Below are 25,334 nucleotides of genomic sequence, written 5' to 3'. Positions count from 1 at the left end.
ACATTTTAATGTTGAAAAATTTATAGTAGTATATAGACAAGGAGCTGAGGCTATTGATACACAACGGTTTGACGGTATATCAAAAAATTAGAAATGACATTATTTCAGGTGAATTAAAACAAAATGAAAAATTGACAGAAGCTAAATTAGCCAAAAAATATAATGTGAGTAGAACACCTATTAGAGAGGCTATTAAGCAGTTAGAAATCGAATATTTTATTAAAGATGGTTATGTTTTTGTTCCAACAAGTGAAGAATATAGGGATATATTTGAAATGAGAATTTTGTTAGAAACACATGCGTTAAGTAAAGCATGTATTGTTTATACGAAAGAAGATTTAGCAGAATTAAAAAGTTACACTGACATTGATATTAATCAAGAAGATGAAGAAATAATTATTGAAACAAATGACTTATTTCATCAAAAAATTATGAAAGCAACTAATAATCAGTTCATCATAGACACTTATCAAAAATTGAAAAGTTATATTTATTTATTTAGTAAAACAGTCATTGATAAGAGAAGACCTGGTCTGATTGAAGAACATAAAGCCATTGTAGAAGCAATGATTAATCATGATGATAAACAAGCGGTTCAATTACTAGAAGAACACCTAAAAAAAGATTTAGAATTCAGTTTGTATTATTTAATTAATAATACAAATAAATAATGAAAAAAAATAACAAGTATTATAATCATTTGAAGGATCAACTAATCCATAAATAATTAGACCCATAATTAATAATATAGCCCCTGTTAACAAAATTGTTAACAGGGGCTATATACATATCTGCGATAAAATTTATAATTGTAGGGTTAAAATCTGATTCTTGCTCATAGCTGCCTTAAGATTCTATATCTTCCTCTATTTTCGCTTCAAACTCATCGAGCAATGCACGAACTTCGTCTGTCGATTGTGTACTCATCAATTGATGTCGTAGTTCGCTTGCACCTCTAATCCCTCGTACGTAAATTTTAAAGAATCTGCGTAAACTTTTGAATTGTCGATTTTCATTTTGAGAATATTTGTCGAACAATGTTAGATGTAATCTTAACAAGTCCAACAGTTCTTTACTCGTATGTTCGCGTGGTTCTTTTTCAAAAGCAAAGGGATTATGAAAAATGCCTCTACCGATCATTACACCATCAATGCCATATTTTGTTGCAAGTTCAAGCCCTGTTTTTCTGTCTGGAATATCACCGTTAATAGTTAGCAATGTATTTGGTGCGATTTCATCACGCAAATTTTTGACTGCTTCGATTAATTCCCAGTGTGCATCTACATTACTCATCTCTTTACGAGTACGGAGATGGATAGATAAGTTTGCAATGTCTTGTTCGAAGACGTGTTTTAACCAATCTTTCCACTCATCTATTTCATAATATCCGAGGCGGGTTTTTACACTTACCGGTAGACCACCTGCTTTAGATGCTTGAATAATTTCAGCCGCGGTTTCAGGTCGAAGAATCAATCCAGAACCTTTACCTTTTTTTGCAACATTGGCTACGGGGCAACCCATATTTAAATCAATACCTTTAAAGCCCATCTCTGCCATACCGATACTCATTTCTCGGAAATGCTCTGGCTTATCTCCCCATATATGAGCAACTATAGGCTGTTCATCTTCACTAAATGTTAAGCGTCCGCGAACACTGTCTATACCTTCAGGGTGACAAAAGCTATCAGTATTCGTAAATTCAGTGAAAAATACATCTGGTCTAGCTGCTTCACTAACAACATGACGAAAGACGATATCTGTTACGTCTTCCATAGGTGCCAAAATAAAAAATGGACGTGGTAATTCACTCCAAAAATTTTCTTTCATAATATATTTAAACCTTCTTTTCTATTAATATCTCGTCTTTTATCCATGATGATATTACCATAAATTTTCAACTTACACAAAAGGATATTGACCAGTCACAACTACTAGCATATTGTAGAGATAATTTGTATTTAACTTATTTGGAAGCAGTTGAATTGTTAAAGGAAAATGGGGATAAAGCATTTAAATTAGAAGATAACATTTTAAATTGAAAAAAATAAATTAGAAAATACAATTATTTAGGCTACTCATTTCTTAGATTTTAATAGAGATAAGTAGCCTATTTTATATACTATATTTGAGAAGAAAACTTGCTATAAATTTATAATGAGTGATTAAAAAAACGTGTCATTACCAATAAGCAATAGTAGAGCGCTAAACTTAATCACGTTTGTTTAGTATTAAATAGTTGTAAGATTCTTTGTTTTTTTGAAACATCTATAATTTTTTTGCGGTTAATAATAAGTATATAAAGAAAGGTGCTCCGAACGCCGCTATAAATATACCTGCTGGGACCTCTTTTGGTAAGAATAGAGTACGTCCGATTAAATCGGCAATAACGATTGAAATGGCACCAATAACGGCAGACATGACTAACTTTTTAGCATAGCTGCCTCTTATAATTGATTTAGCAATATGAGGTGCAATTAAACCAACAAAACTGATGTTACCTACTAAACTAATCGCTATAGATACGAGTATCGTAGATGTAACCAACTGTATTAGTTTCATGCGTTGGACATGCAATCCTAGTCCAATTGCTATAGGGTCGTCTAAGATAGAAATTTTCATTTTTGGAATAACCAATAGTATTAATGGTATGACAGCAATCATTACACTGCCTAAAATAACTGTATCTGTAAAAGTTGCGCCATAAAGACTACCGACTAACCAAGTATAAGCTTTTGCTGCGGATAATTGTTTCGTTGTAATAAGCAATCCTTGAACGAGTGCTATAAAGAGTGTTTGCATAGATATACCAATAATGATTAACGTAGTAGATTTTATCTGACCTTTATTTTGAAATAGTAACAGTATAACCATCGCCATTGTACCACCTAAAACTGCAAAAAGTGGTAGTAATTGTATCGTTAAATGACTAAGAAAAGCGATGAAGAAAACAGCACTTAAACTAGCGCCACCCGTAATACCCATAATATCAGGTGAGGCAATGGGGTTCTTTAATACATTTTGTAACATTAAGCCACTCATACCTAATGCGCCACCAGCTAAGATGGCTAGTGTAATCCGAGGTATACGTAGCACTTCTAAAGTGAATTGATCAATACTTTCAGAAGGATTTACAAAGTACACCAAAATGCGTTGTAATGATATAAAACTTGAGCCAATCATCAAGCTCACAATAGAAATAGCGACTAGAAAGATTAACGCGATGATAAGGTGAAATGTGTCTTTTTTATTAATCTTTTCGGTCATAAGCGCTGTCTTCCTTTCTTCATAATGTAAATCAGTACAGCTGCACCTACCACTGCGGTCACGACACCAATAGGTAGTTCTAGTGGTCTGATAATGATACGTGCAATTATATCTGAAAGTATCATTAAAATTGCACCTGCTAATGCTGTAAAAGGAATAAGATATTTATAGTTCGGTGGTAACAATCGTTTGCTGACGTTAGGAACTATAAGCCCAACAAAAACAATTGAACCAGCAACTGCAACAGATATCCCTGCCAGCATACTAATTAACATAATGATTAGCCATTTAATGAGTTTAATATTTTGTCCGAGGCCGCTCGCTATTTCATCGCTTGTCATCAGTATATTTATATGTCCTGCCATACTAAACGCGATTAAAATAAGAAATATAATGAGAAAAATAATCCATGGTACATCCCATATATTACGTAATGAAACTGATCCACTTAACCAGAATAATAGGCCTTGTAAATCTGTTTCATTCATTATTAGTATCCCTTGTGTAAAAGATGTAAATAGCATAGCAATCGCTGCTCCCGCTAAAATAACGCGCTGGGGTGAGAATAAGGTCTGTCTAAACATGCCAATTACTACTACTAAGATGGTCACGATTATGGCACCTAAAAATGCAATAACAACTATCATTTTAAAAGATTGAATCTGGATTAATGTAATGCTAATGACAACAAAAAATACTGCTCCCGCATTGACACCGAAAAGTCCAGGAGATGCTATTGGATTACGTGTAAGTGCTTGCATCAATAACCCCGACATAGCAAGTGCTGACCCAGTCAACAAGGCAATGATTGTTCTGGAAGCACGTGTACCAGTGACGACGCTATGTAAATCGTTTTCACTATCAAAGTTGAATAACGCTTGTAGCACCGTAACGGGTGATACAAGCGTATTTCCAATCATCAAACTTAAGATAGCTACTATAACAAGACATAAACCAGCAACTATGATTTGGTATTTCGGTTTAAGTAGCATAGTAAAACTCCTTAATTATTTTGATTGTTTTTCAATGTTTAATTTTTCGTATAAATCATCGATTAGTTTTAATGAAGATTGATAACCACCTGCTAAGTTCCAAGTGACTTCATCTAAATCATCAGATACTTGGTTATGTTTAACTGCGTCTAAGTTTTCCCACTCTTTGCTAGATGTCCATTCGCTCTCAGTTTTTTTAACTAAAGAAGCATCTTTAGCTTTAGGATCAGATTTTACCACAAAGATGTGATCGGCATTCATTAATGAAATGCTTTCTTTAGATGTAAGTTGAATAATATCTTTTCCATTATTTACTTGATTTTGTAGATTTTTATTACGCTTAAAGCCTAAATCATTTAAGATTTCTCCAGCATAGCCACCAGCGTAAATTCTAGTATGATCCGCACGGAAGTTAACAACTGATGCTGTCATTGGCCATGCATCTTTATATTTTGCTTTAGCGTCTTTTTGGAAAGTTGCTACTTTATCATCATACTTTTTGAGTAAATCATCTGCTTCTTTTTCTTTCCCTAACGCTTTCCCCATTAATTTCGTTGTATCTTTAAATTTAAATACTGTATCACTTGAAATTGTTGGCGCAATTTTAGATAACTGATCGTAAACTTTTTCATTTCTAACTTTTGAAGCAATGATTAAATCAGGTTTTAATTTAGAGATTTCTTCTAAGTTTGGCGCAGGTTCTTGACCTACAATTTTAGTATCTTTCAAGTCTTTTTTTATGTAATCGAATTTCGGTTTTTGTGTCCAAGATTCAACAGCACCTACAGGTCTAACTCCTAAAGATACAGCGACATCGGTGGCACCTTGATATAACGTGACAACACGTTTCGGTTTCCCTTTAATTTCTGTTGTCCCCATTGCATGCTTTATAGTTGTAGCTTCCTTGTCCTTGCTATCAGATGACTGATTATTTGGATTCCCACTACATCCTGCTAAAACAAGTAGAAAAGCAAGTGTAACAACGAGCGATTTAATTACTTTATTCATTTATTAATTTAGCCTCCTTCGCGATGTATGATAATGAGAATCATTATCACGATTAGTATGTATTATATTTTTATTTAAGTCAATAAAATATTTATAATTTGCAAGCAATATGTAAATGTTTGACATATAAAAGCATAAAAAATATAATCTTAATTGATATTGATTATCAATATCAATTAAGGAATGCACAATATTTCTAGAATTTTAAATTTGAGGAGGAACGTTTTTGATTGAACAAAATCAAGCATGTCAAGATTCATTATTAGATTCTGTAGGACAAACGCCCATAGTTAAACTTCATCAACTTTTTCCGAAGCATCAAGTTTTTGCAAAATTGGAGTATATGAATCCGGGTGGCAGTATGAAAGATCGGCCAGCTAAATATATCATAGAGCATGGTATTAAAACTGGGATCATTACTGAGAACACACATTTGATTGAGAGTACCTCTGGTAATTTAGGTATTGCGTTGGCAATGATAGCTAAGATTAAAGGTTTGAAACTTACATGTGTAGTTGACCCTAAAATATCGCCAACGAATTTAAAAATTATAGAAAGTTATGGTGCCAATGTCGAAATGGTAGAAGAACCTGACGAGCATGGTGGTTATTTGATGACACGTATTGCTAAGGTACAAGAGTTGTTAGCTTCTATCGAGGATGCATATTGGATTAATCAATATGCAAATGATTTAAACTGGCAAGCACATTATCATGGTGCAGGAACAGAAATTGTAGAAACGATTAAACAACCTATAGATTATTTTGTAGCACCGGTTAGTACTACAGGTAGCATTATGGGAATGAGTAGAAAAATTAAAGAAGTACATCCACAGGCACAAATTGTTGCTGTTGATGCGAAAGGCTCTGTCATATTTGATGACATACCTACGAATAGAGAGTTACCTGGTATAGGGGCTAGTCGTGTGCCAGAAATTTTAAATAGACCAGAAATTAATAAAGTTATCCATGTTGATGATTACCAATCCGCATTAGGATGTCGTAAATTGGTTAATCATGAAGGTATTTTTGCTGGTGGTTCTACAGGTTCAATAATTTCAGCTATAGAACAATTGATTACCACTATAGAGGAAGATGCAACGATTGTGACAATATTACCAGACCGAGGCGATCGTTATTTAGACTTAGTGTATTCAGATACATGGTTAGAAAAAATTAAATCAAGACGAGGAGTTCATGCGGAATGAATAGTGAGATGTTGTATTTAAATAGATCGGATATTGAACAAGCAGGAGGTAACCACTCACAGGTATATGTGGATGCATTAACAGAGGCATTAACAGCACATGCCCAGAATGATTTTGTACAACCTCTAAAACCATATTTAAGACAAGACCCTGAGAATGGTCATATTGCAGATCGTATTATTGCAATGCCAAGTCACATCGGTGGTGAAAATGCAATCTCAGGTATTAAGTGGATTGGTAGCAAACATGATAATCCATCAAAACGCAACATGGAACGTGCAAGTGGCGTCATTATTTTAAATGATCCAGAAACCAATTATCCAATTGCCGTTATGGAAGCGAGCTTGATTAGTAGTATGCGTACGGCAGCTGTATCAGTAATTGCTGCTAAACACTTGGCCAAAAAAGTATTTAAAGAGTTAACGATTATCGGATGCGGTTTAATTGGAGATAAACAATTACAAAGTATGTTAGAACAATTCGATCATATTGAACGTGTTTTTGTTTATGATCAATTCCAAGAAGCGTGTGAACGTTTTGTTGATAGATGGCAAAATCAACGAAAAGATATCAATTTTATTGCAACTCAAACTGCGAAAGAAGCGGTGTCACAAGGTGAAGTGGTAATTACATGTACAGTTACAGATCAACCTTATATAGAATATGATTGGCTACAAAAAGGTGCATTTATAAGCAATATTTCGATTATGGATGTACACAAAGAAGTCTTTGTTAAAGCAGACAAAGTAGTTGTAGATGATTGGTCGCAATGTAATCGTGAGAAGAAAACAATAAATCAACTAGTGCTTGAAGGACAATTTAGTAAAGAAGCATTACATGCAGAATTAGGACAGCTGGTAACCGGCGAGATAAATGGTCGTGAGAATGATGATGAAATTATATTATTGAATCCTATGGGGATGGCTATTGAAGATATTGCGAGTGCTTACTTTATTTATCAACAAGCACAACAACAAAATATTGGTACAATCCTTAGCCTATATTAAGAATGCGAGGTGTCTGAACATTGCATAATCATAAAGTAATCACTACAGCAGAGGCCATCATATTAAAAAATTTGTGTGACGCACTTTTATTTGAAGATATTGCCGGCATTGTATCAAACAGTAAAGTCACTAAAGAAAATGGACAAGCCATATTGATATATAAAGCGGACAACCAACAAATAAAGATACCAGTTTATTTTAGTGCTTTAAATATGTTTCGTTATCAAGCAACAGAACCTATTACAATAATAGGAAGTGAGTTTAACGAGCCTTTAACTGCACCTATGCTATGGCAAACATTCGTCAACATGAATCGTGATTTAAGTCAGGAATGGGAAGTGGAACGTTTTAAAGAAGGTTTAGTTACGGCAACATCACAACTTGCTAAACAGTTATCAAAATTAGATTTGGTAGAACATCCCTTTATTATGTCTGAACAGTTCGCAAGTCTTAAAGACCGTCCTTTTCATCCTTTAGCAAAAGAAAAAAGAGGACTTTCTGAGGCAGATTATGAAGCTTATCAAGCAGAATTAAACCCGTCCTTTCCATTAATGGTTGCAGCTGTAAAAAAGACACATATCATACAAGGGTCTGAAGCGGAAGATGATGAATTGAAGAAACTGACTGCTCCAATAAGCACACAAGCAGCAGATATGTTAAGTAAGCAAGGTTTATCAACGGATGATTATGTATTATTTCCAGTACACCCTTGGCAATACAAAAATATCTTACCAAGTGTTTTTGCTAAAGAAATAGAACAAAATATTGTTGTATTGTTACCACTTCAATTTGGCACGTATTTGTCTTCGTCGAGTATGCGTTCTTTAATAGATATTGTGTCGCCATACCATCATGTTAAAGTACCATTTGCAATGCAATCATTAGGGGCGCTGAGGCTGACACCTACACGGTATATGAAAAATGGTGAACAGGCAGAGCGCTTGTTACGTAAGTTAATTTCAAAAGATCAAGTATTAGCAAGATATGTTGATGTATGCGATGAAACGTCTTGGTGGTCATACATGGCTAAAGATAAAGATATTTTTAAAGACCAGTTAGGACATTTAACTGTGCAATTAAGAAAATATCCAGACGCATTATCTACAAACAATTCGCAACAACTCATATCAATGGCGGCGCTTGCTGCAAACGATCGTACATTATATCAAATGATTTTTGATAAAGAAGGTATTTCAAAAACTGATGTAATCGCTTTATTTAAAGATATAGCACAAGTCTTTTTAAAAGTGACACTGTCATTTATGAGATACGGTGCACTACCTGAACTACATGGACAAAATGTGTTGTTGTCATTTGAACAAGGGAACATTACTAAATTAGTATTACGCGATCATGACACGATTAGAATATACAGACCATGGTTAAAAGCACATCAGTTAACTTTGCCAGCGTATGTCGTAAGAGAAGACACGCCAAATACGTTAATTAATGAAGATTTGGAAACGTTCTTTGCTTATTTCCAAACACTTGCCGTCTCCGTGAACTTATATGCAATCATTGATGCACTTCAAGATATATTTAGTGTTAATGAACATGAACTGATGGCTATATTGAAACAAATATTACAGGAAGAAGTAGCTAATATTTCTTGGATTACAACTGATCAATTAACTGTAAGACATATTTTATTTGATAAAAAAACATGGCCATTTAAACAAATCTTACTACCATTATTGTATCAACGAAATGGTGGTGGAGGTAGTATGCCTTCAGACTTAGCAACCGTACCTAATCCGTTGGTGACACATGACTAAACAATCAATATGGCGTAGTAATTTTCGTATTTTATGGTTGAGCCAGTTTATGACAATTGCTGGACTAACGGTATTAGTACCATTACTACCTATATATATGTCATCTCTTCAAAAACTATCCGTTGTAGAAGTTCAATTGTGGAGTGGTATTGCTATAGCTGCTCCAGCGGTAACGACGATGTTAGTTTCACCTTTATGGGGAAAGTTAGGTGACAAAGTGAGCAGAAAGTGGATGATTCTGCGAGCACTATTTGGCTTAGTTATTTGTTTGTTTTTAATGGCGTTATGTACAACACCATTACAGTTTGTACTTGTAAGATTATTGCAAGGTTTGTTTGGTGGTGTAGTTGATGCTTCAAGTGCTTTTGCTAGTGCTGAAGCGCCAGCTGAAGAGCGAGGAAAGGTGTTAGGGAGATTACAGAGTTCGGTCAGCGCGGGTTCCCTTGTAGGGCCGCTTATTGGAGGCGTTACTGCTTCGCTTTTAGGATTTAGCATTTTGTTGATGGGTATCGCGATAATGACTTTTATTTTATGTGTCTTTGTGGCATTTAGGCTAATTGAAACATCTCAAGTACCTAAATCTCAAAAGGTTGGCATAAATAAAGGGATTCGTCGTACATTTCAATGCTTACTATGTACCCAAAAAACATGTCGATTCATTATTGTTGGGGTATTAGCAAACTTTGCAATGTATGGTATGTTAACAGCACTTTCACCACTTGCATCATCTGTGAATCATACAGCTATAGATAATCGTAGTGTCGTCGGTTTTTTACAGACTGCGTTTTGGACAGCTTCTATTTTAAGTGCACCTATATGGGGGCGTTTTAATGATAAAGCATATGTAAAGACGGTTTATATTGTCGCAACAATTATCTGTGGCTGTAGTGTTATATTGCAAGGTTTGGCAACAAATATAGAATTATTAATAGCAGCAAGAATATTGCAGGGATTAACTTATAGTGCTCTGATACAAAGTGTTATGTTTGTTGTTGTTAATGCTTGTCATCAACAACTCAAAGGTACATTTGTTGGAACTACGAATAGTATGTTGGTTATTGGTCAAATTGTTGGCAGTCTTAGTGGTGCTGCTATTACAAGTTATACTAACCCGACCACGACTTTTGTAGTTATGGGCGTCGTTTTTGCAGTAAGTAGTTTATTTTTAATTTGTTCAACAATCACTAATCAAATCAACGATCAAACATTAATGAAATTATGGGAGTTGAAACAAAAAAGTGCAAAATGAAGAATTATGCAATCACGCAGCTTATGCTGCAATAGAACGTATTTTGAATGGATATTTTAGAGAAAAAAACTTATATCAAGTTGCGCCTCAAGATAATCAATGGTCGATCAAGTTAACAACAGGCGAAACTTTGACAGGTACATTTAATTACTGGTCAGCAATGGGGCACCATATGTTTGCTCCATCTATTTGGTTAGTTACTGGAGAAAGTGAAAAGCTGATTTCTTATAAAGAAGCAATTGTGTTTATTTTGCACCAAATAACGCAAGATGTTGACAATAACAAGAAGGTGCAACAACGTTTGACGCAAATTATGTCTGATATTGAAAATAGCATTGATCGTACGGCACGTTATTTAGCGTATTGTGAAGAAGATTATAAGGAAGATCGCTATATTATTTCAGAACAATCATTATATTTAGGTCATCCTTTTCATCCGACCCCTAAAAGTGCAACAGGATTTTCAGAAAAAGACTTAGAACGATATGCACCTGAATGTCACACATCATTTCAATTACATTATTTAGCCATCCATCAAGATATATCGTCAACACGTTATGTTGATAGAAAGAAAGATGATGTAGTTGAAATACTGCATCGTTTAGCTAGTATTGATAAATCAGAGTTGCCAAAAGATTTTATTTTATTACCCATCCACCCATATCAAATAGGGATTTTAAAGTGTCATCCACAATTCATTCAGTATAATGAGCAAGGTTTAATTAAAGATTTAGGGATATCAGGTGAGTATGTGTATCCAACTTCTTCAGTAAGAACAGTATTTTCTAAAACGTTAAATGTTTATTTGAAATTGCCTATTCATGTAAAAATCACTAATTTTATACGTACAAATGATTTCGAGCAGATAGAACGAACAATAGATGCAGCTCAAGTCATTACGGCAATTAAAGAAGATATTGAAACACCACATTTTAAACTGATGAGTGAAGAAGGTTACCGGGCACTGATACCTCATTCATTAACACAACCTGTATCGTCAGATATGGATTTACTTACTAACAGCGCTATGATTGTACGCGAAGGTATAGAGAATTACCATGCAAATAAAGATATCTATGTTTTAGCATCTCTTTTTGAAACGATGCCTGAAACACCTATATCAAAATTATCCACCGTAATTGAACATAGTGATTTGACACCACAAGCATGGCTAGAATGTTATTTAGACCGCACATTACTGCCGATATTAAAGATGTTTAGTAAAACGGGTATCAGTTTAGAAGCTCATGTACAAAATACATTGATTGAATTAAAAGATAGCAAACCTCAAGTATGTTATATCAGGGATTTAGAAGGCATTTGTTTATCTAAAACAATAGCAACTGAAAAACAACTTATACCTCAAGTTGTACCATTATCAAGTCCTGTCGTATATTCACACGATGAAGCTTGGCATAGACTCAAATATTATGTCGTTGTAAACCATTTAGGCCATTTAGTGTCAACGATAGGTAAAGCGACAAGAAATGAAGCTGAGTTATGGCAAATCGTAGCAAAACGATTAGCAGTATGGAAGAAACAATATACTGATAACACAGTATTCTTAGAATGTGTTGAAGATTTATGTCAATCACCTACGATTGATGCTAAAGCTAATTTAATGAGTAAATTGAACGATTGTGGTGAGAACCCTATTTATACACATATACCAAATCCAATTGCTCACAACAAGGAGGTACCATACTGTGAATAAGACAATTACAGAACTTGTCAAAACAAGAGTGATGAGCCAACTTGTATCATCGCTTATTTACGAAAACATAGTAATGTATTGTGATGATTACAAGGAAGGTATACATCATTTTAAGATAAAAGGTAATCATGTCTCATATTATTTTACAGCTGAGAAAGCACTTAGTTTTGGTCGATTCCGTATCACGTCACCTATAGTACGAGCTACAGAAGACGAGTCGCATCCCACAACAGATTATGCGAGATTATTAAGGGAGGTTATGTTTACATTCCCTAAAGACCATGAAAAATTGGAAAGTTTTATCATTGAATTATTACAAACTGAATTGAAAGACACGCAAAGCTTACAATATAGACAAGAAAATAAACCGTTAAAGCCAACAACATTTAATGAATTTGAATCCTATGCAATGGAAGGACATCTATACCATCCAAGTTATAAATCGAGATTAGGTTTTACCTTAAAGGACAATTTGAAGTATGGACCTGAGTTTGTACCAGAAGTTAAATTACAGTGGTTAGCTATTGATAAAGACAAGGTTGAGATAACTGTTTCTCAGAATATAATAGTCAAAGATGTGTTGCGTCAACAAGTTGGCGATGACATGTATCAAGCTTTTGAAAATCAGTTAACTCAACATGGTAGAAAGATGGATGAGGTAGCGATTATTCCAGTACATCCTTGGCAATTTGAACACGTCATTCAAGTTGAATTAGCAGAGGAATGGCTTAATGGAACCATTCTGTGGTTAGGCGAAAGTGATGAAAATTATCATCCACAGCAATCAATTCGTACTATGTCACCTATAGACACGAATAAATATTATTTAAAAGTACCAATAAGTATAACTAACACATCTACTAAGCGTGTGTTAGCACCTCATACTATCGCAAATGCTGCACAAATTACTGACTGGTTAAAGCACATTCAACAACAAGATACTTATTTGAACGATACATTACAAACTGTTTTTCTAGGAGAAGTCTTAGGGCAGTCTTATTTAAATGCGCAACTTTCAGAAACAAAGCAGACATCAATTTATGGTGCGCTAGGTGTAATATGGCGTGAAAATATTTACCACAAGTTAGCTGATGGTGAAGAGGCGATACCATTCAATGCACTATATGCGAGTAATATAGATAGAAAACCATTAATTGACTCGTGGATTAAGCAATATGGCGCTAAAGCTTGGACGAAGCAATTTTTAACCGTGGCAATTCGCCCGATGATTCATATGCTGTATTATCACGGCGTTTCATTTGAATCACATGCTCAAAATATGATGTTAATCCATGAGAAAGGGTGGCCAACACGTATTGCTTTGAAAGATTTTCATGATGGTGTGCGTTTTAAACGTGAGCATCTCAGTAAAACAGCTTCACAATTAACACTGAAACCGATGCCCGAAGCACACAAAAAAGTGAATAGTAATTCATTTATAGAAACTGATGATGAACGTTTAGTGAGAGACTTTTTACACGATGCCTTTTTCTTTATTAATATTGCTGAAATTATATTATTTATCGAAAGTCATTATCATATCGATGAAGAAGAACAGTGGCGATGGGTCAGAGAAATAATTATCGCATATCAAGCGACATTTCCTGAGCTTAATAATTATCGCTATTTCGATTTATTTGAACCAACGATTCAAGTTGAAAAATTAACGACACGTCGATTATTAAATGATTCAGAATTAAGAATACATCATGTGACGAATCCTTTAGGGATAGGAGGTACAAATGATGCAACAACTCTCTCTGAAATATAGGATAAATAATGGTGAAACGGTATATGGGTTGTTTAATTCTATTCCAGATCCACTGATGATAGAAATAATAGCTGCTAGTGGTTATGATTTTATTGTGATTGATACAGAACACGTTGCAATTAATGATGAAACACTGGCACATTTGATTCGTGCAGCAGAAGCAGCACACATTGTTCCAATTGTGAGAATAACATCTGTGATAGAGCGAGATATTATCAAAGTGCTAGATATGGGTGCAAGAGGTATTATCGTTCCTCATGTCAAAAATAGAGATACAGTTGAGAAAATTGTAAAATTGAGTCGTTATTATCCCTGTGGCTTAAGAAGTTTAAATGGAGGTCGTATGGCGAAATTTGGAAAAACACCGCTACTTGACGCTATGGAAATAGCTAATGAACATATTATGATCATCGCCATGATTGAAGACATTGAAGGAGTTATGGCTATAGAAGATATTGCGCAAGTTGATGGTCTAGATATGGTTGTTGAAGGTGCAGCTGACTTATCACAATCTCTTGGAATACCATGGCAAACACGTAGTGATAAGGTGACCTCTCATGTACAACATGTATTTGAAGTTGCAAAGGCAAATAACAAACATTTTTGCGCATTACCTCGAGAGGATGATGATATTCCACAGTGGCGTGCACAAGGTGTACAAACGTTTATATTGGGAGATGATCGTGGCAAAATATATCGTCACTTTGCAACGACTTTAACTAAGTCTAAGCAGAAAGGAGTTGAGGGTTAATGTGTGTTGTTCAACCAGTAATTGAACAATTAAAATTACAACATCAACCGGTTTGTCATTATATTTATGATTTAATTGAACTCGAAAAACATTTAAAACATATAACTTCTTCCTTACCTGATAATTGCCAAATGTATTATGCAATGAAAGCGAATAGTGAGCGCGAAATTCTTGAAACGATTAGTCAATGTGTTGAAGGATTTGAAGTGGCATCTCAAGGCGAAATGACAAAAGGTCTTGATTTTAAACCCGCAAATCATATTATCTTTGGTGGCCCTGGTAAGACAGATGAAGAGCTTAGGTACGCTGTTAATGAACATGTCCAACGTATTCATGTTGAGAGCCTTTATGAATTACAACGTTTAAATGTCATTTTAAAGGAAGAACAGAAGACCCAACATATCTTATTACGCGTGAACTTAGCGGGACCATTTCCTAATGCTACGTTGCATATGGCCGGGCGACCTACACAATTCGGTATTTCTGAAAATGAAGTGGATGAAGTTATTAAAGAAACGTTGGCTATGCCATCTATTCAACTTGATGGCTTTCATTTTCATTCAATTTCAAATAATTTAGATGCAGAATTACATCTTAACGTCATAAAGCTCTATTTTAATAAGGCTAAAGCATGGTCTAAGAAGCATCATTTTCCACTCAAACATATTAATATAGGTGGAGGTATTGGCGTCAACTATGCAGATTTAACAAAGCAATTCGAGTGGAATACTTTTGTACAAAGTTTTAATCAATTAATTATAGATCATCAAATGGAAGACGTTACTTTGAACTTGGAATGTGGCCGATTTATAATGGCACATATCGGTTATTATGTTACGGAAGTATTAGATGTTAAAAAAGTACACAATGCTTGGTATGCAATTTTAAGAGGTGGGACCCAACAATTTAGATTGCCAGTATCTTGGCAACATAATCATCCATTTGAGATTTACCAGCATCCGGAAAATCCTTATCCTTTTAAGAAAATTTCAATATCACAACAAGATATAACGTTAGTTGGACAATTATGTACGCCTAAAGATGTCTTTGCTAAAGATGTGCATATTGACCATTTAAGTACTGGTGACGTTATTATTTTTAAATACGCTGGTGCATACGGATGGTCGATTTCACATCATGATTTCTTAAGCCACCCGCATCCTGAATTTATCTATTTAAAGCAAACAAAGGAGGATGAATAACGATTGAATCAAATTCATAAGCATTTAAAACTTGCAGCTGTAGATCAAATTGATCTTCATGAAACTTTTGAACCATTAAGATTGGAAAAGACAAAAAGCAGCATTGAAGTTGATGGTTTTATACGTCATCCGATTTTAGTTACACCGATGCAACATGGACGTTATATGGTAATTGATGGTGTGCATCGTTACACAAGTTTGAAAGAACTAGGATGCAAGATGATTCCAATTCAAGAGATACAGGATACACAGTATTCGATTAGTACATGGCAACATAAAGTGCCATTTGGTTTATGGTGGAAAAAAATACAACAAGAACATCAGTTACCTTGGACTACTGAGACAAGACAAGAAGCACCTTTTATTACAATGTGTCATGGTGATGTAGAGCAATACTTGTATACTAAAGATTTAGGGGGATCTCCCTTTCATGTTTGGGAAAGAGTTGTGGCGAGTTATAGTGACTGTTTTTCGATTGAGAGAATTGCACAAGGAACATGTCCTCATCTTACTCAACAAGATGTTCTTATGAAATATCAACCATTAAGCTATAAAGATATTGAAGCAGTTGTCCGTAAAGGGGAAACCGTACCAGCAGGTGTCACACGCTTTAACATTTCCGGGCGTTGTCTTAACCTCCAAGTACCATTGGAGCTATTGAAAGAAGATGATGACGCTAAACAAATACAGCAATGGAAACAATTTTTAGTAGAAAAATTTGCTAGCATGAGATGTTATACAGAGAAAGTATACCTTGTAGAACAGTAATTTTATGTAGAATTAAGAAAATAGTATAATATTGTAGAAATGATATCATCATTTGAATAAGATAATATAGTAAAGAGAACTTCTAGCATTAATTTGTTTAGAAGTTCTTCTATTTTTTGCTTTACATATAAAAATTATTTAAATAAATTATAGTAATAACAAAGTGTAAATTTTAAAATTAATATAGAGTATGCTATGAGATTAATTTAAGAAAAAGCATTAGTATGAATAGATGTTTTATTACAAGCCGTTCCATTACTAGAAGAATGGAGATTCATGAACCACATTTCTATAACAAGATGCATAGAAATATACCAGATATAAGCAGAAAGTTATCATCGTGACTTGAATGTTCCGACAATGGGTGATTAAATGAATTCTTTATAACTTTTGGACATAAAACCCCCCTCAATATCTTTCGAATATTGAGGGGGGATTATTTAAGATTATATTAATTTATTTCGTGCAACTTTAAATGTAATGCATGTACTTTTTCTGCTAATTCATCAACAGGGCCATCGACATCAGCATTTTCTATAATTTGTTGAATAGGTAGACTCTTTACTGGTGATTGTGGTACTCCCATGTCACTCAACCACTTACCTAATTGTTCTGAAGAACTTGCATAAACGATTCTACCAAGACCTACCCAACCATGTGCAGCCGCACACATCGGGCAGTGTTCCCCAGAAGTATAAACAGTTGCTAACTTGCGTTCTTCAGGAGATAAATGATTTGCAGCCCATCTCGCTATTTCAAATTCAGGATGTCTTGTATGATCACCGCCACTAACACGATTATGATCTTCAAATAAAATGTCACCTTCAGAACTCACTATAATAGATCCAAAAGGTTCATCTCCCTTATTCAACGCCTGTTCCGCTAACTCGACACACCTTTCTAAAAAAGTAAAATCAGATTCGCTAACCATTAAATTGCCTCCTTAGTTGTTATAGACCTAACATTAATAAAAAATACAAAACATTACAAATGAATAGTATGTTGATAATCTATTAATTATTTAAAAAATTAATATTAATGACAATTAAACTATTAATCTACTCATGCTTTCTATTATGCCGTCTACTAAGGTCTCAAATTATTCACTAATATTTTTCAAAACTTCTTCAGCTACTTCACTTACTATTTTATCGTTAGGTTTAGCGTCTTTATTATTTTTATTAGTGAATATAACTAATATTATAGGTTTATCTTGTCCTTTTGGATAAATAAAAGCAACATCATTTCTTGAACCATACGTGACTGCCTGACCGCTTTTATCCATAACTTTAAAGTCGGATGGTGCACCATCCTTAATTAACGTATCTCCACTTTTATTTTTTAACATTAGGTTCATTAAGAAATCTTTATTTGATTTACTAAGATTGCCATCGATTATAAGTTTATTCAATGTTTTACCAAAGGCTAAGGGAGTGGTTGTATCTCGTTTGTCTTTTGGTGTATATAAATTCAAATCGGGTTCTTTTCTTGATGGATACGTCAATGTATCACCTAGGTCTACTAATCTTTTTTTAACTTCTTTATAACCACCTAGCTCGTCAATAACTTTATTATTAGCAGTATTATCACTATATAACATGTTAGCTTCTATTAGTTTCTTTAAAGTTATCTCTTTGTCGACATATTTTTCTAACACAGGTGAATATGTAACAATATCGTCCTTACTTATGTGAATTTTTTTATCTAATTTATTAGAAGGTACTTTTTCAAGTAACATGGCACTACTTACAGCTTTTAATGTAGAAGCGTAAGCAAAGCGTTTATCTTCATTAAATGATAATTCTTTACCGTTTTGAGTATTAAGAGCATACATACCTACATTTGCATCATATTTTTTCTCAATTTTATCTATTGCACTATTATTTGAATCTTTATTATTACAAGCACTTAATACCAATACTAATACGCTTAATATTATTAATTTTTTCATTTTTATACCCCTTTATATTAAAAATGTAATCTTCGTGAAAATAATAACATTATAACATGTTGAATGAATAACAAAAATCAAATAATTATACAAAATATAGAAACAATATAATTCGATAGGTATAATTTTACACCAAAAGTGAAAGGGTTTACAATGGGGAGTAACATATAATTAAAGGGGTTGATTGTATTGGTAAATATAAAAAAAGAATGTATGAAAATCTATGTTTTGGATAATGGACGCATGCAAATGGACAAAAATCTAATGATAGCTAATTCAAACCAAGCCACGCTCGACAATCCTAATAAAGAAAATGAATTACATGAATTTCCGATTTATACAGTTTTTATAGACCATCCGGATGCTAAAATTTTATTTGATACTGCTTGTAATCCTAATTCAATGGGTGAAGAGGGTCGTTGGATTAATGCGACACAGAAAGCTTTTCCGTATTTTTCAGATGACTCGTGTCATTTACCTAATAGGCTAGAACAGTTAGGCGTTGACCCTAAAGATGTAGATATAGTAGTTGCTTCACATTTACATCTAGATCATGCTGGTTGTTTAGAATACTTTACAAACGCAACTGTTATTGTTCATGATGATGAATTCAGTGGTGCGATGAAGTGCTATGCACGTAACCAACAAGAAGGTGCATATATTTGGAGTGATATTGATGCTTGGATTAAAAGTGATTTAACTTGGCACACAATTTCACGTGATCAAGACCACTTGAACCTTGTAGATGGCGTGAAGGTACTGAATTTTGGTAGTGGCCATGCATGGGGAATGATTGGTCTTGAAATTGAAACGGAAGAGCTAGGCACGTTAATCTTAGCTTCTGATGCTATTTACACACGAGAAAGTATGGAACCTAAATTGCAGCCACCTGGTATTATTTATGATTCCATTGGTTGGGCAAACTCAGTTGAATATATTAAGCGACTCGCAAAAGAAAAAAACGCAGAAATCTGGTTTGGTCATGACGGTAATCAATTTGAGACTTTTAGAAAGTCTACTGATGGTTATTATGAATAAAGGGTGTGTATATAAATGAAGACAAAAGCAGCAGTATTATATGAAATGGGTGTAGAAGGTCCTTATGAAAAAGCTGAACCTTTAAAGATAGAAACGTTAAACCTTGATAATCCTAACAAAAATGAAGTATTAATTAAAATTCATGCAGCAGGTTTATGTCATTCTGATTTATCGGTGATTAACGGAAGTCGACCGCGACCAATGCCTATGGCGTTAGGACATGAAGCGGCAGGAGAGATTATAGAACTAGGTGAAAATGTTACCGATTTTGAAGTTGGAGACCATGTTGTTTGTACATTTATTCCAAGCTGTGGAAAGTGTATACCTTGTCGTGAAGGGCGACCGGCATTATGTGAAAAAGGTGCTGCTTCAAATGAAAAAGGTGAAATGTTAGAAGGTGGATTTCGTTTATCTAAAGAGAATGATGTTATCCATCATCATTTAGGCGTTTCTGGATTCTCTGAATATGCTGTTGTATCAGAAAATTCTATAGTAAAAATTGATCCAGATATTCCATATGAACGTGCAGCTGTGTTTGGTTGTGCTGTTATTACAGGTATAGGAGCCGTTATAAATACAGCGCAGATTAGACCAGGTAGTAATGTCGCTGTAGTAGGACTTGGAGGAATAGGATTAAATGCTATTATTGGTGCAAAACTGGCCGGTGCAAATGAAATTATTGCATTAGATATAAATGAAGATAAATTTGAAATAGCTAAAAAATTAGGTGCAACGGCAGTATATAATTCAGGCGATGAAAATGTAATAGAAGAAGTTAAGCAATATATTACAGGAGGAGCTGAATATGTATTTGAAACAGCAGGTGTAGTGCCAGCAATGCAAGTAGCATATGCAATAACAAAACGAGGTGGAACAACAGTTACAACAGGTTTACCTGATCCTAAAGCAGAATTATCAATTCCTCAAGTAACTTTAGCAGCTGAAGAAAGAACGATTAAAGGTTCATATGTTGGCAGTTGTGTTCCTGATCGTGATATACCTAGATTTGTTAGTTTGTATCAAAGTAATCGGCTTAACGTTGATCCATTAATCAGTGATGTCATTTCACTTAATGAGATAAATAAAGGCTTTGATCAATTAGCAAATGGCGATGCAGGTAGAATTATTATTAAAATGACAGAATCATAACTATAGTAGTTTAAAATAATCATCATTAACCAAATTTATAATATCAAATAAGCACATCACTTTGTGTACTGAATTTCATCAGTAGAGTGATGTGCTTACTATTTTGTCATCTACATTTTTAAGATTACGACGTCCTATAGTTGTTATTTCATTCTATTGACCAATGATTATTTTAGTTAAGTAATCATTTTCATCAAAGAAAGCCTTATATGAACCATCATTAGTATTATAATATACCATTGTACCATCTCCGATACCTGAATCACCTTCTCCTCCCATATCATTAGAAGCATGTGCTTTTTTGAAAGTTTCTTTAGATACCGTATTTGGTTTAGTATTAAAGCTAATTTTAATAACTTCATTATCATCGTTAAAATCTACAGTTGTATCATAAACTTTTATACTATGGTCATAATTTTTATAAGCTTTTGGATCTACTTTATAGTTATCAATTGAAACATTGTCATATTTCAATGCACGTACAAAATTATAATCTTGTGTAAACGAAGGATCATATGTTGTATAACCGTAATAGTTATACCAAGGTGTTTGTGCCATTTCTTCTGAAGCGCCTTGTGTACTTGCACCGCTTGCTGCTCCTTCACCATGCCCCCATTTTTGAACTTGCTCTGCTGCTTGAGCTTCTGGACCACTTGTCGTTATAAATGCTGCTGAAGAACCTACGACAAGTGTTGATACAACGACAGATGCTGAAAGTAACTTTCCTACTTTACGCATAATAAACCACTCCTTAATTTTGAGTACCTTTGACCATAACTGCTTAGTCAACATTCAAATGCATAAATCCTTGAACAAGTACTATCTTTACTTATTTGTCGTTTTTCCAGTTCAAACACATGCAATGCCCTTTCAATTTAAGTTGCTAGGTGGGAATACCACTCCTCTATCATTCGCTATTAACAAGTGTAATTATTCACTTTTATTGTACATCAAATACACATAATTGCAAATATATCTATAAGAATTGTGTGTATAAAATAGGTAATACAAGCTTAAACATAATTAATTTACCTATTAAAATTATATTTACCATTTGTGTAAACCTATTTAATTAGAAAATTCTTTGTTTTCTTCAATTAGCATGAAGAGTACTTGGTTTATTATTTTAGTATATTAAAATTTTGTAAAATGAGATGACTAACCCATTGAATGAATATGATTTTGTATGTGAAAATTATTTAAAAATAGATTTTTTATTTTTGACAGTAAATAAAGTTTTATAAAATAAATATGAATATTCCAAAAAAATAAAAAATTCATAAATAACAATTGTAATTTGTTAGAGTACAATGTAATATGTAAATACAACTAATCTTAGAGGGGGAGTTTATGCAGTGAGAGAAAGACAAAGGTTTTCTATAAGGAAGTTTGGGGTTGGAGTTGGATCAGTATTAATTGGTCTTACTATTTTTGCAACAAGCGGGAATGTTGCAGCGGCTGACGAGAAACAGAATAATGAAGGTAATTTTGGGCCCGTCGCATCAAGTGAAAATACAGGTGATATTAGGAAACCTTTACAAAATGCTACAGAAAAGCCAATAGAAGATGAAAAAGATACGGTTGAATCTACTCAACAAGAGACTGAAAATGTGAAAGATACAGAAGAAGTAGTACCAGAAACAGAAACACCAGCAGAAGGTGAAACAGGCTTAGAAGAAGTAGTGCAAGAAGAGCCAGAAACACCAGCAGAAGGTGAAAAAGATACAGAAGACTCAGAATCAGAAACACCAGTAGAAGGTGAAAAAGATACAGAAGACTCAGAGTCAGAAACACCAGTAGAAGGTGAAAAAGAACCAGAAGACTCAGAATCAGAAGCACCAGTAGAAGGTGAAAAAGAACCAGAAGATTCAGAGTCAGAAACACCAGTAGAAGGTGAAAAAGATCCAGAAGATTCAGAGTCAGAAACACCAACAGAAGGTGAAAAAGAACCAGAAGATTCAGAGTCAGAAACACCAGTAGAAGGTGAAAAAGAACCAGAAGATTCAGAGTCAGAAACACCAACAGAAGGTGAAAAAGAACCAGAAGACTCAGAATCAGAAGCACCAACAGAAGATGAAAAAGAACCAGAAGACTCAGAATCAGAAACACCAACAGAAGGTGAAAAAGAACCAGAAGATTCAGAAACACCGGCTGAGGAAGAAAAAGATGCAGAAAAAGAAACAGATAAAAAAGCGACACTTCCACGAAGAACAAATGAAAATAGTCAGGTTAGAGAAGATAATATAGCAACCGCTGCTGTTGCAGATGTTACACTTTTAGATAATATGGAACTAACCGCGAATCATAATAATGGTAATTTAAACCTAAAATTAGAGGGAAGACCTTTAGTTAGTTTAGGTGTAGGAAATATGTATCCAACATTCCAATTGCCTCCACAAATTCGTGATTTAATGTCAAATCCTGATTTTAGAAATGCTATTAAAATAGATTATGATTTACCAGGCGTAGGCGGAATAATTAGAAACACCGGAACTGTGAAGGGTAGCGACTTAAATATTGATCCTAATACAGGTTTAGTTTATGGATCAGTTCGAAATTTAGTAAATTTAGGTGTTGGTAGTAGAGTTACATATAATTTAGTGATTGATTTAAATCAATTAACTGAAAATGGTATGTTACCTGGATCTGACCAACCAGGAAGGCAAGAATATAAGTTTACATCAGCTGTAGGTAGCGGTTTATTAAATCTTGATATTCTTGCAAATAATGGTAATGATGCATCTATAATTATAGAAAATGAAGATGATTCAGAATCGATTAGTGAGTCCGAATCGATTAGCGCGAGCGAGTCTTTAAGTGAGTCGGAATCGTTGAGTGCAAGTGAATCATTAAGCGAATCAGAATCGTTAAGCGAGTCAGAATCGTTGAGTGCAAGCGAGTCATTAAGTGAGTCAGAATCATTAAGTACAAGTGAATCTCTAAGTGAGTCAGAGTCATTGAGCGCGAGTGAATCATTAAGCGAGTCGGAGTCATTGAGCGCGAGTGAATCATTAAGCGAGTCAGAATCATTAAGTACAAGCGAGTCATTAAGTGAGTCGGAATCATTAAGTGAAAGTGAGTCGTTAAGTGAATCAGAGTCGTTGAGCGAAAGCGAGTCATTAAGTGAGTCAGAGTCATTGAGCGAGAGCGAATCATTAAGTGAGTCATTAAGTGAATCAGAGTCATTGAGCGTGAGTGAATCATTAAGTACAAGTGAATCTCTAAGTGAGTCGGAGTCATTGAGCGCGAGTGAATCTCTAAGCGAGTCAGAATCATTAAGTGAGTCAGAGTCATTAAGTGCGAGCGAATCATTAAGTGAGTCAGAATCATTAAGTACAAGTGAATCATTAAGTACAAGTGAATCTCTAAGTGAGTCGGAGTCATTGAGCGCGAGTGAATCTCTAAGCGAGTCGGAATCATTGAGTGAAAGTGAGTCATTAAGTGAGTCATTAAGCGAGTCAGAGTCATTGAGCACGAGCGAATCATTAAGTGAGTCGGAGTCATTGAGTGCCAGCGAATCACAAAGTGAATCGGAATCGATCAGTACAAGTGAGTCGTTAAGTGAATCAGAATCATTAAGTACAAGTGAATCACTAAGTGAGTCAGAATCATTGAGCGCGAGTGAATCGTTAAGCGAGTCAGAATCATTAAGTACAAGTGAGTCATTAAGCGAATCAGAATCATTAAGTACAAGTGAATCTCTAAGCGAGTCATTAAGTGAGTCAGAGTCATTGAGTACAAGTGAGTCATTAAGCGAGTCAGAGTCATTGAGTACAAGTGAGTCATTAAGCGAGTCAGAGTCATTGAGTACAAGTGAGTCATTAAGCGAGTCAGAATCATTGAGTGCAAGTGAATCATTAAGCGAATCACAAAGTGAATCACTAAGTGAGTCAGAATCATTGAGCGAGAGCGAATCGTTAAGCGAGTCAGAATCGTTGAGTGAGTCGGAGTCAATGAGTACAAGTGAATCGTTAAGTGAGTCGGAGTCAATGAGTACAAGTGAGTCGTTAAGTGAGTCGGAGTCATTGAGCGAAAGCGAGTCATTAAGCGAGTCGGAGTCATTGAGTGAGAGCGAATCATTAAGTACAAGCGAGTCATTAAGTGAGTCAGAGTCATTGAGTGCCAGCGAATCACAAAGTGAATCTCTAAGTGAGTCAGAGTCATTGAGTGAAAGTGAATCATTAAGCGAGTCAGAATCATTAAGTACAAGTGAATCTCTAAGTGAGTCGGAATCGATCAGTACAAGTGAATCTCTAAGTGAGTCGGAATCGATCAGTACAAGTGAGTCGTTAAGCGAGTCAGAGTCATTGAGCACGAGCGAATCATTAAGTGAATCAGAATCATTGAGCGCGAGTGAGTCGTTAAGTGAATCAGAATCATTGAGTGAAAGCGAATCGTTAAGTGAATCGGAATCGATCAGTACAAGTGAGTCGTTAAGCGAGTCAGAGTCATTGAGTGAAAGCGAATCGTTAAGCGAGTCGGAATCAT

General features: G+C 34.6%; 19 protein-coding genes and 1 pseudogene. 13 read left to right on the top strand and 7 right to left on the bottom strand.

Going from position 1 to position 25,334, the window contains the following annotated elements; genetic code table 11:
- Positions 1–53 precede the first annotated feature (53 nt).
- Positions 54–671 (top strand): GntR family transcriptional regulator, encoded by a 618-nt coding sequence (locus ACO6VN_RS11685; protein WP_325889477.1) that lies wholly within the window; start codon positions 54–56, stop codon positions 669–671.
- Between the two features lie 175 nt (positions 672–846).
- Here ACO6VN_RS11685 and ACO6VN_RS11680 read toward each other — a convergent pair whose 3' ends face one another.
- From ACO6VN_RS11680 to ACO6VN_RS11665, 4 genes are all read right to left on the bottom strand, one after another.
- Complete coding sequence (locus ACO6VN_RS11680; RefSeq protein ID WP_422404713.1) at positions 847–1,827, bottom strand: tRNA dihydrouridine synthase; 981 nt, start codon at positions 1,825–1,827, stop codon at positions 847–849.
- Positions 1,828–2,265: 438 nt separating this feature from the next.
- Positions 2,266–3,264 carry a FecCD family ABC transporter permease gene (locus ACO6VN_RS11675; protein ID WP_422404712.1) on the bottom strand — a complete coding sequence of 333 codons (999 nt, stop codon included), beginning with the start codon at positions 3,262–3,264 and terminating at the stop codon, positions 2,266–2,268.
- On the bottom strand, positions 3,261–4,256 hold the full coding sequence (locus tag ACO6VN_RS11670) for a FecCD family ABC transporter permease (protein WP_194200268.1): 996 nt from the start codon (positions 4,254–4,256) through the stop codon (positions 3,261–3,263). Before ACO6VN_RS11670 ends, ACO6VN_RS11675 begins: the two co-directional genes overlap by 4 nt.
- Positions 4,257–4,271: 15 nt before the next feature.
- Positions 4,272–5,264: an ABC transporter substrate-binding protein gene (locus ACO6VN_RS11665; protein WP_422404711.1), complete on the bottom strand. Its 993-nt coding sequence runs from the start codon at positions 5,262–5,264 to the stop codon at positions 4,272–4,274.
- A gap of 226 nt (positions 5,265–5,490) precedes the next feature.
- Here ACO6VN_RS11665 and sbnA point away from each other — a divergent pair, with 226 nt between their 5' ends.
- Genes sbnA through sbnI form a run of 9 tightly spaced genes read left to right on the top strand, consistent with a single transcriptional unit; the run spans position 5,491 to position 16,708 of the window.
- Entirely contained in the window at positions 5,491–6,471 is a 981-nt protein-coding gene (gene sbnA / locus ACO6VN_RS11660; protein ID WP_194200270.1) for a 2,3-diaminopropionate biosynthesis protein SbnA, read from the top strand.
- Positions 6,468–7,478, top strand: coding sequence for an N-[(2S)-2-amino-2-carboxyethyl]-L-glutamate dehydrogenase SbnB (gene sbnB, locus ACO6VN_RS11655; RefSeq protein ID WP_194200271.1), 1,011 nt, complete (start codon positions 6,468–6,470; stop codon positions 7,476–7,478). Before sbnA ends, sbnB begins: the two co-directional genes overlap by 4 nt.
- A gap of 20 nt (positions 7,479–7,498) precedes the next feature.
- Positions 7,499–9,253: a staphyloferrin B biosynthesis protein SbnC gene (sbnC, locus tag ACO6VN_RS11650; RefSeq protein ID WP_194200272.1), complete on the top strand. Its 1,755-nt coding sequence runs from the start codon at positions 7,499–7,501 to the stop codon at positions 9,251–9,253.
- Complete coding sequence (sbnD, locus tag ACO6VN_RS11645; protein WP_194200273.1) at positions 9,246–10,502, top strand: staphyloferrin B export MFS transporter; 1,257 nt, start codon at positions 9,246–9,248, stop codon at positions 10,500–10,502. Before sbnC ends, sbnD begins: the two co-directional genes overlap by 8 nt.
- Complete coding sequence (locus ACO6VN_RS11640; protein WP_194200274.1) at positions 10,492–12,216, top strand: IucA/IucC family protein; 1,725 nt, start codon at positions 10,492–10,494, stop codon at positions 12,214–12,216. The genes sbnD and ACO6VN_RS11640 overlap by 11 nt, the downstream gene beginning before the upstream one ends.
- Complete coding sequence (gene sbnF / locus ACO6VN_RS11635; protein ID WP_194200579.1) at positions 12,140–13,987, top strand: staphyloferrin B biosynthesis protein SbnF; 1,848 nt, start codon at positions 12,140–12,142, stop codon at positions 13,985–13,987. Before ACO6VN_RS11640 ends, sbnF begins: the two co-directional genes overlap by 77 nt.
- On the top strand, positions 13,962–14,738 hold the full coding sequence (locus tag ACO6VN_RS11630) for an HpcH/HpaI aldolase family protein (RefSeq protein ID WP_194200580.1): 777 nt from the start codon (positions 13,962–13,964) through the stop codon (positions 14,736–14,738). The genes sbnF and ACO6VN_RS11630 overlap by 26 nt, the downstream gene beginning before the upstream one ends.
- Positions 14,738–15,940 carry a staphyloferrin B biosynthesis decarboxylase SbnH gene (sbnH, locus tag ACO6VN_RS11625; protein WP_422404710.1) on the top strand — a complete coding sequence of 401 codons (1,203 nt, stop codon included), beginning with the start codon at positions 14,738–14,740 and terminating at the stop codon, positions 15,938–15,940. The genes ACO6VN_RS11630 and sbnH overlap by 1 nt, the downstream gene beginning before the upstream one ends.
- Before the next feature lie 3 nt (positions 15,941–15,943).
- The gene (sbnI, locus tag ACO6VN_RS11620; protein WP_194200276.1) at positions 15,944–16,708 is read left to right on the top strand and encodes a bifunctional transcriptional regulator/O-phospho-L-serine synthase SbnI; all 765 of its coding nucleotides are present in this window, start codon (positions 15,944–15,946) and stop codon (positions 16,706–16,708) included.
- A gap of 451 nt (positions 16,709–17,159) precedes the next feature.
- Here the strand turns inward: sbnI and ACO6VN_RS11615 are convergent, their stop codons facing one another.
- Together ACO6VN_RS11615 and bla are read right to left on the bottom strand one after the other, a co-directional pair.
- The gene (locus ACO6VN_RS11615) at positions 17,160–17,639 is read right to left on the bottom strand and encodes a nucleoside deaminase (protein WP_422404709.1); all 480 of its coding nucleotides are present in this window, start codon (positions 17,637–17,639) and stop codon (positions 17,160–17,162) included.
- Between the two features lie 168 nt (positions 17,640–17,807).
- A complete protein-coding gene (gene bla / locus ACO6VN_RS11610; RefSeq protein ID WP_422404708.1) occupies positions 17,808–18,659 on the bottom strand; it encodes a BlaZ-like penicillin-hydrolyzing class A beta-lactamase in 852 nt (283 codons plus the stop codon).
- A 189-nt stretch (positions 18,660–18,848) separates the two neighbouring features.
- Between bla and ahlS the strand changes: the two genes are divergently transcribed.
- Entirely contained in the window at positions 18,849–19,697 is an 849-nt protein-coding gene (ahlS, locus tag ACO6VN_RS11605) for an AhlS family quorum-quenching N-acyl homoserine lactonase (protein WP_194200280.1), read from the top strand.
- Positions 19,698–19,712: 15 nt separating this feature from the next.
- Entirely contained in the window at positions 19,713–20,846 is a 1,134-nt protein-coding gene (locus tag ACO6VN_RS11600; RefSeq protein WP_422404707.1) for a zinc-dependent alcohol dehydrogenase family protein, read from the top strand.
- 153 nt (positions 20,847–20,999) lie between these two features.
- Here the strand turns inward: ACO6VN_RS11600 and isaB are convergent, their stop codons facing one another.
- Positions 21,000–21,584, bottom strand: coding sequence for an immunodominant staphylococcal antigen IsaB family protein (isaB, locus tag ACO6VN_RS11595; RefSeq protein WP_422404706.1), 585 nt, complete (start codon positions 21,582–21,584; stop codon positions 21,000–21,002).
- A 656-nt stretch (positions 21,585–22,240) separates the two neighbouring features.
- On the opposite strand from isaB, the pseudogene ACO6VN_RS11590 reads away from it, so the two are divergent.
- Positions 22,241–25,334, top strand: a pseudogene (locus ACO6VN_RS11590) (hypothetical protein); the annotation flags it as partial.

The sequence above is a fragment of the Mammaliicoccus sp. JADD-157 genome, from assembly GCF_049310805.1.
In the GTDB taxonomy this organism is placed as follows: Bacteria; Bacillota; Bacilli; order Staphylococcales; family Staphylococcaceae; genus Mammaliicoccus; species Mammaliicoccus lentus.
Note: the sequence above shows the minus strand (reverse complement) of the source record. Positions and strands in the feature narration are given on the sequence as shown.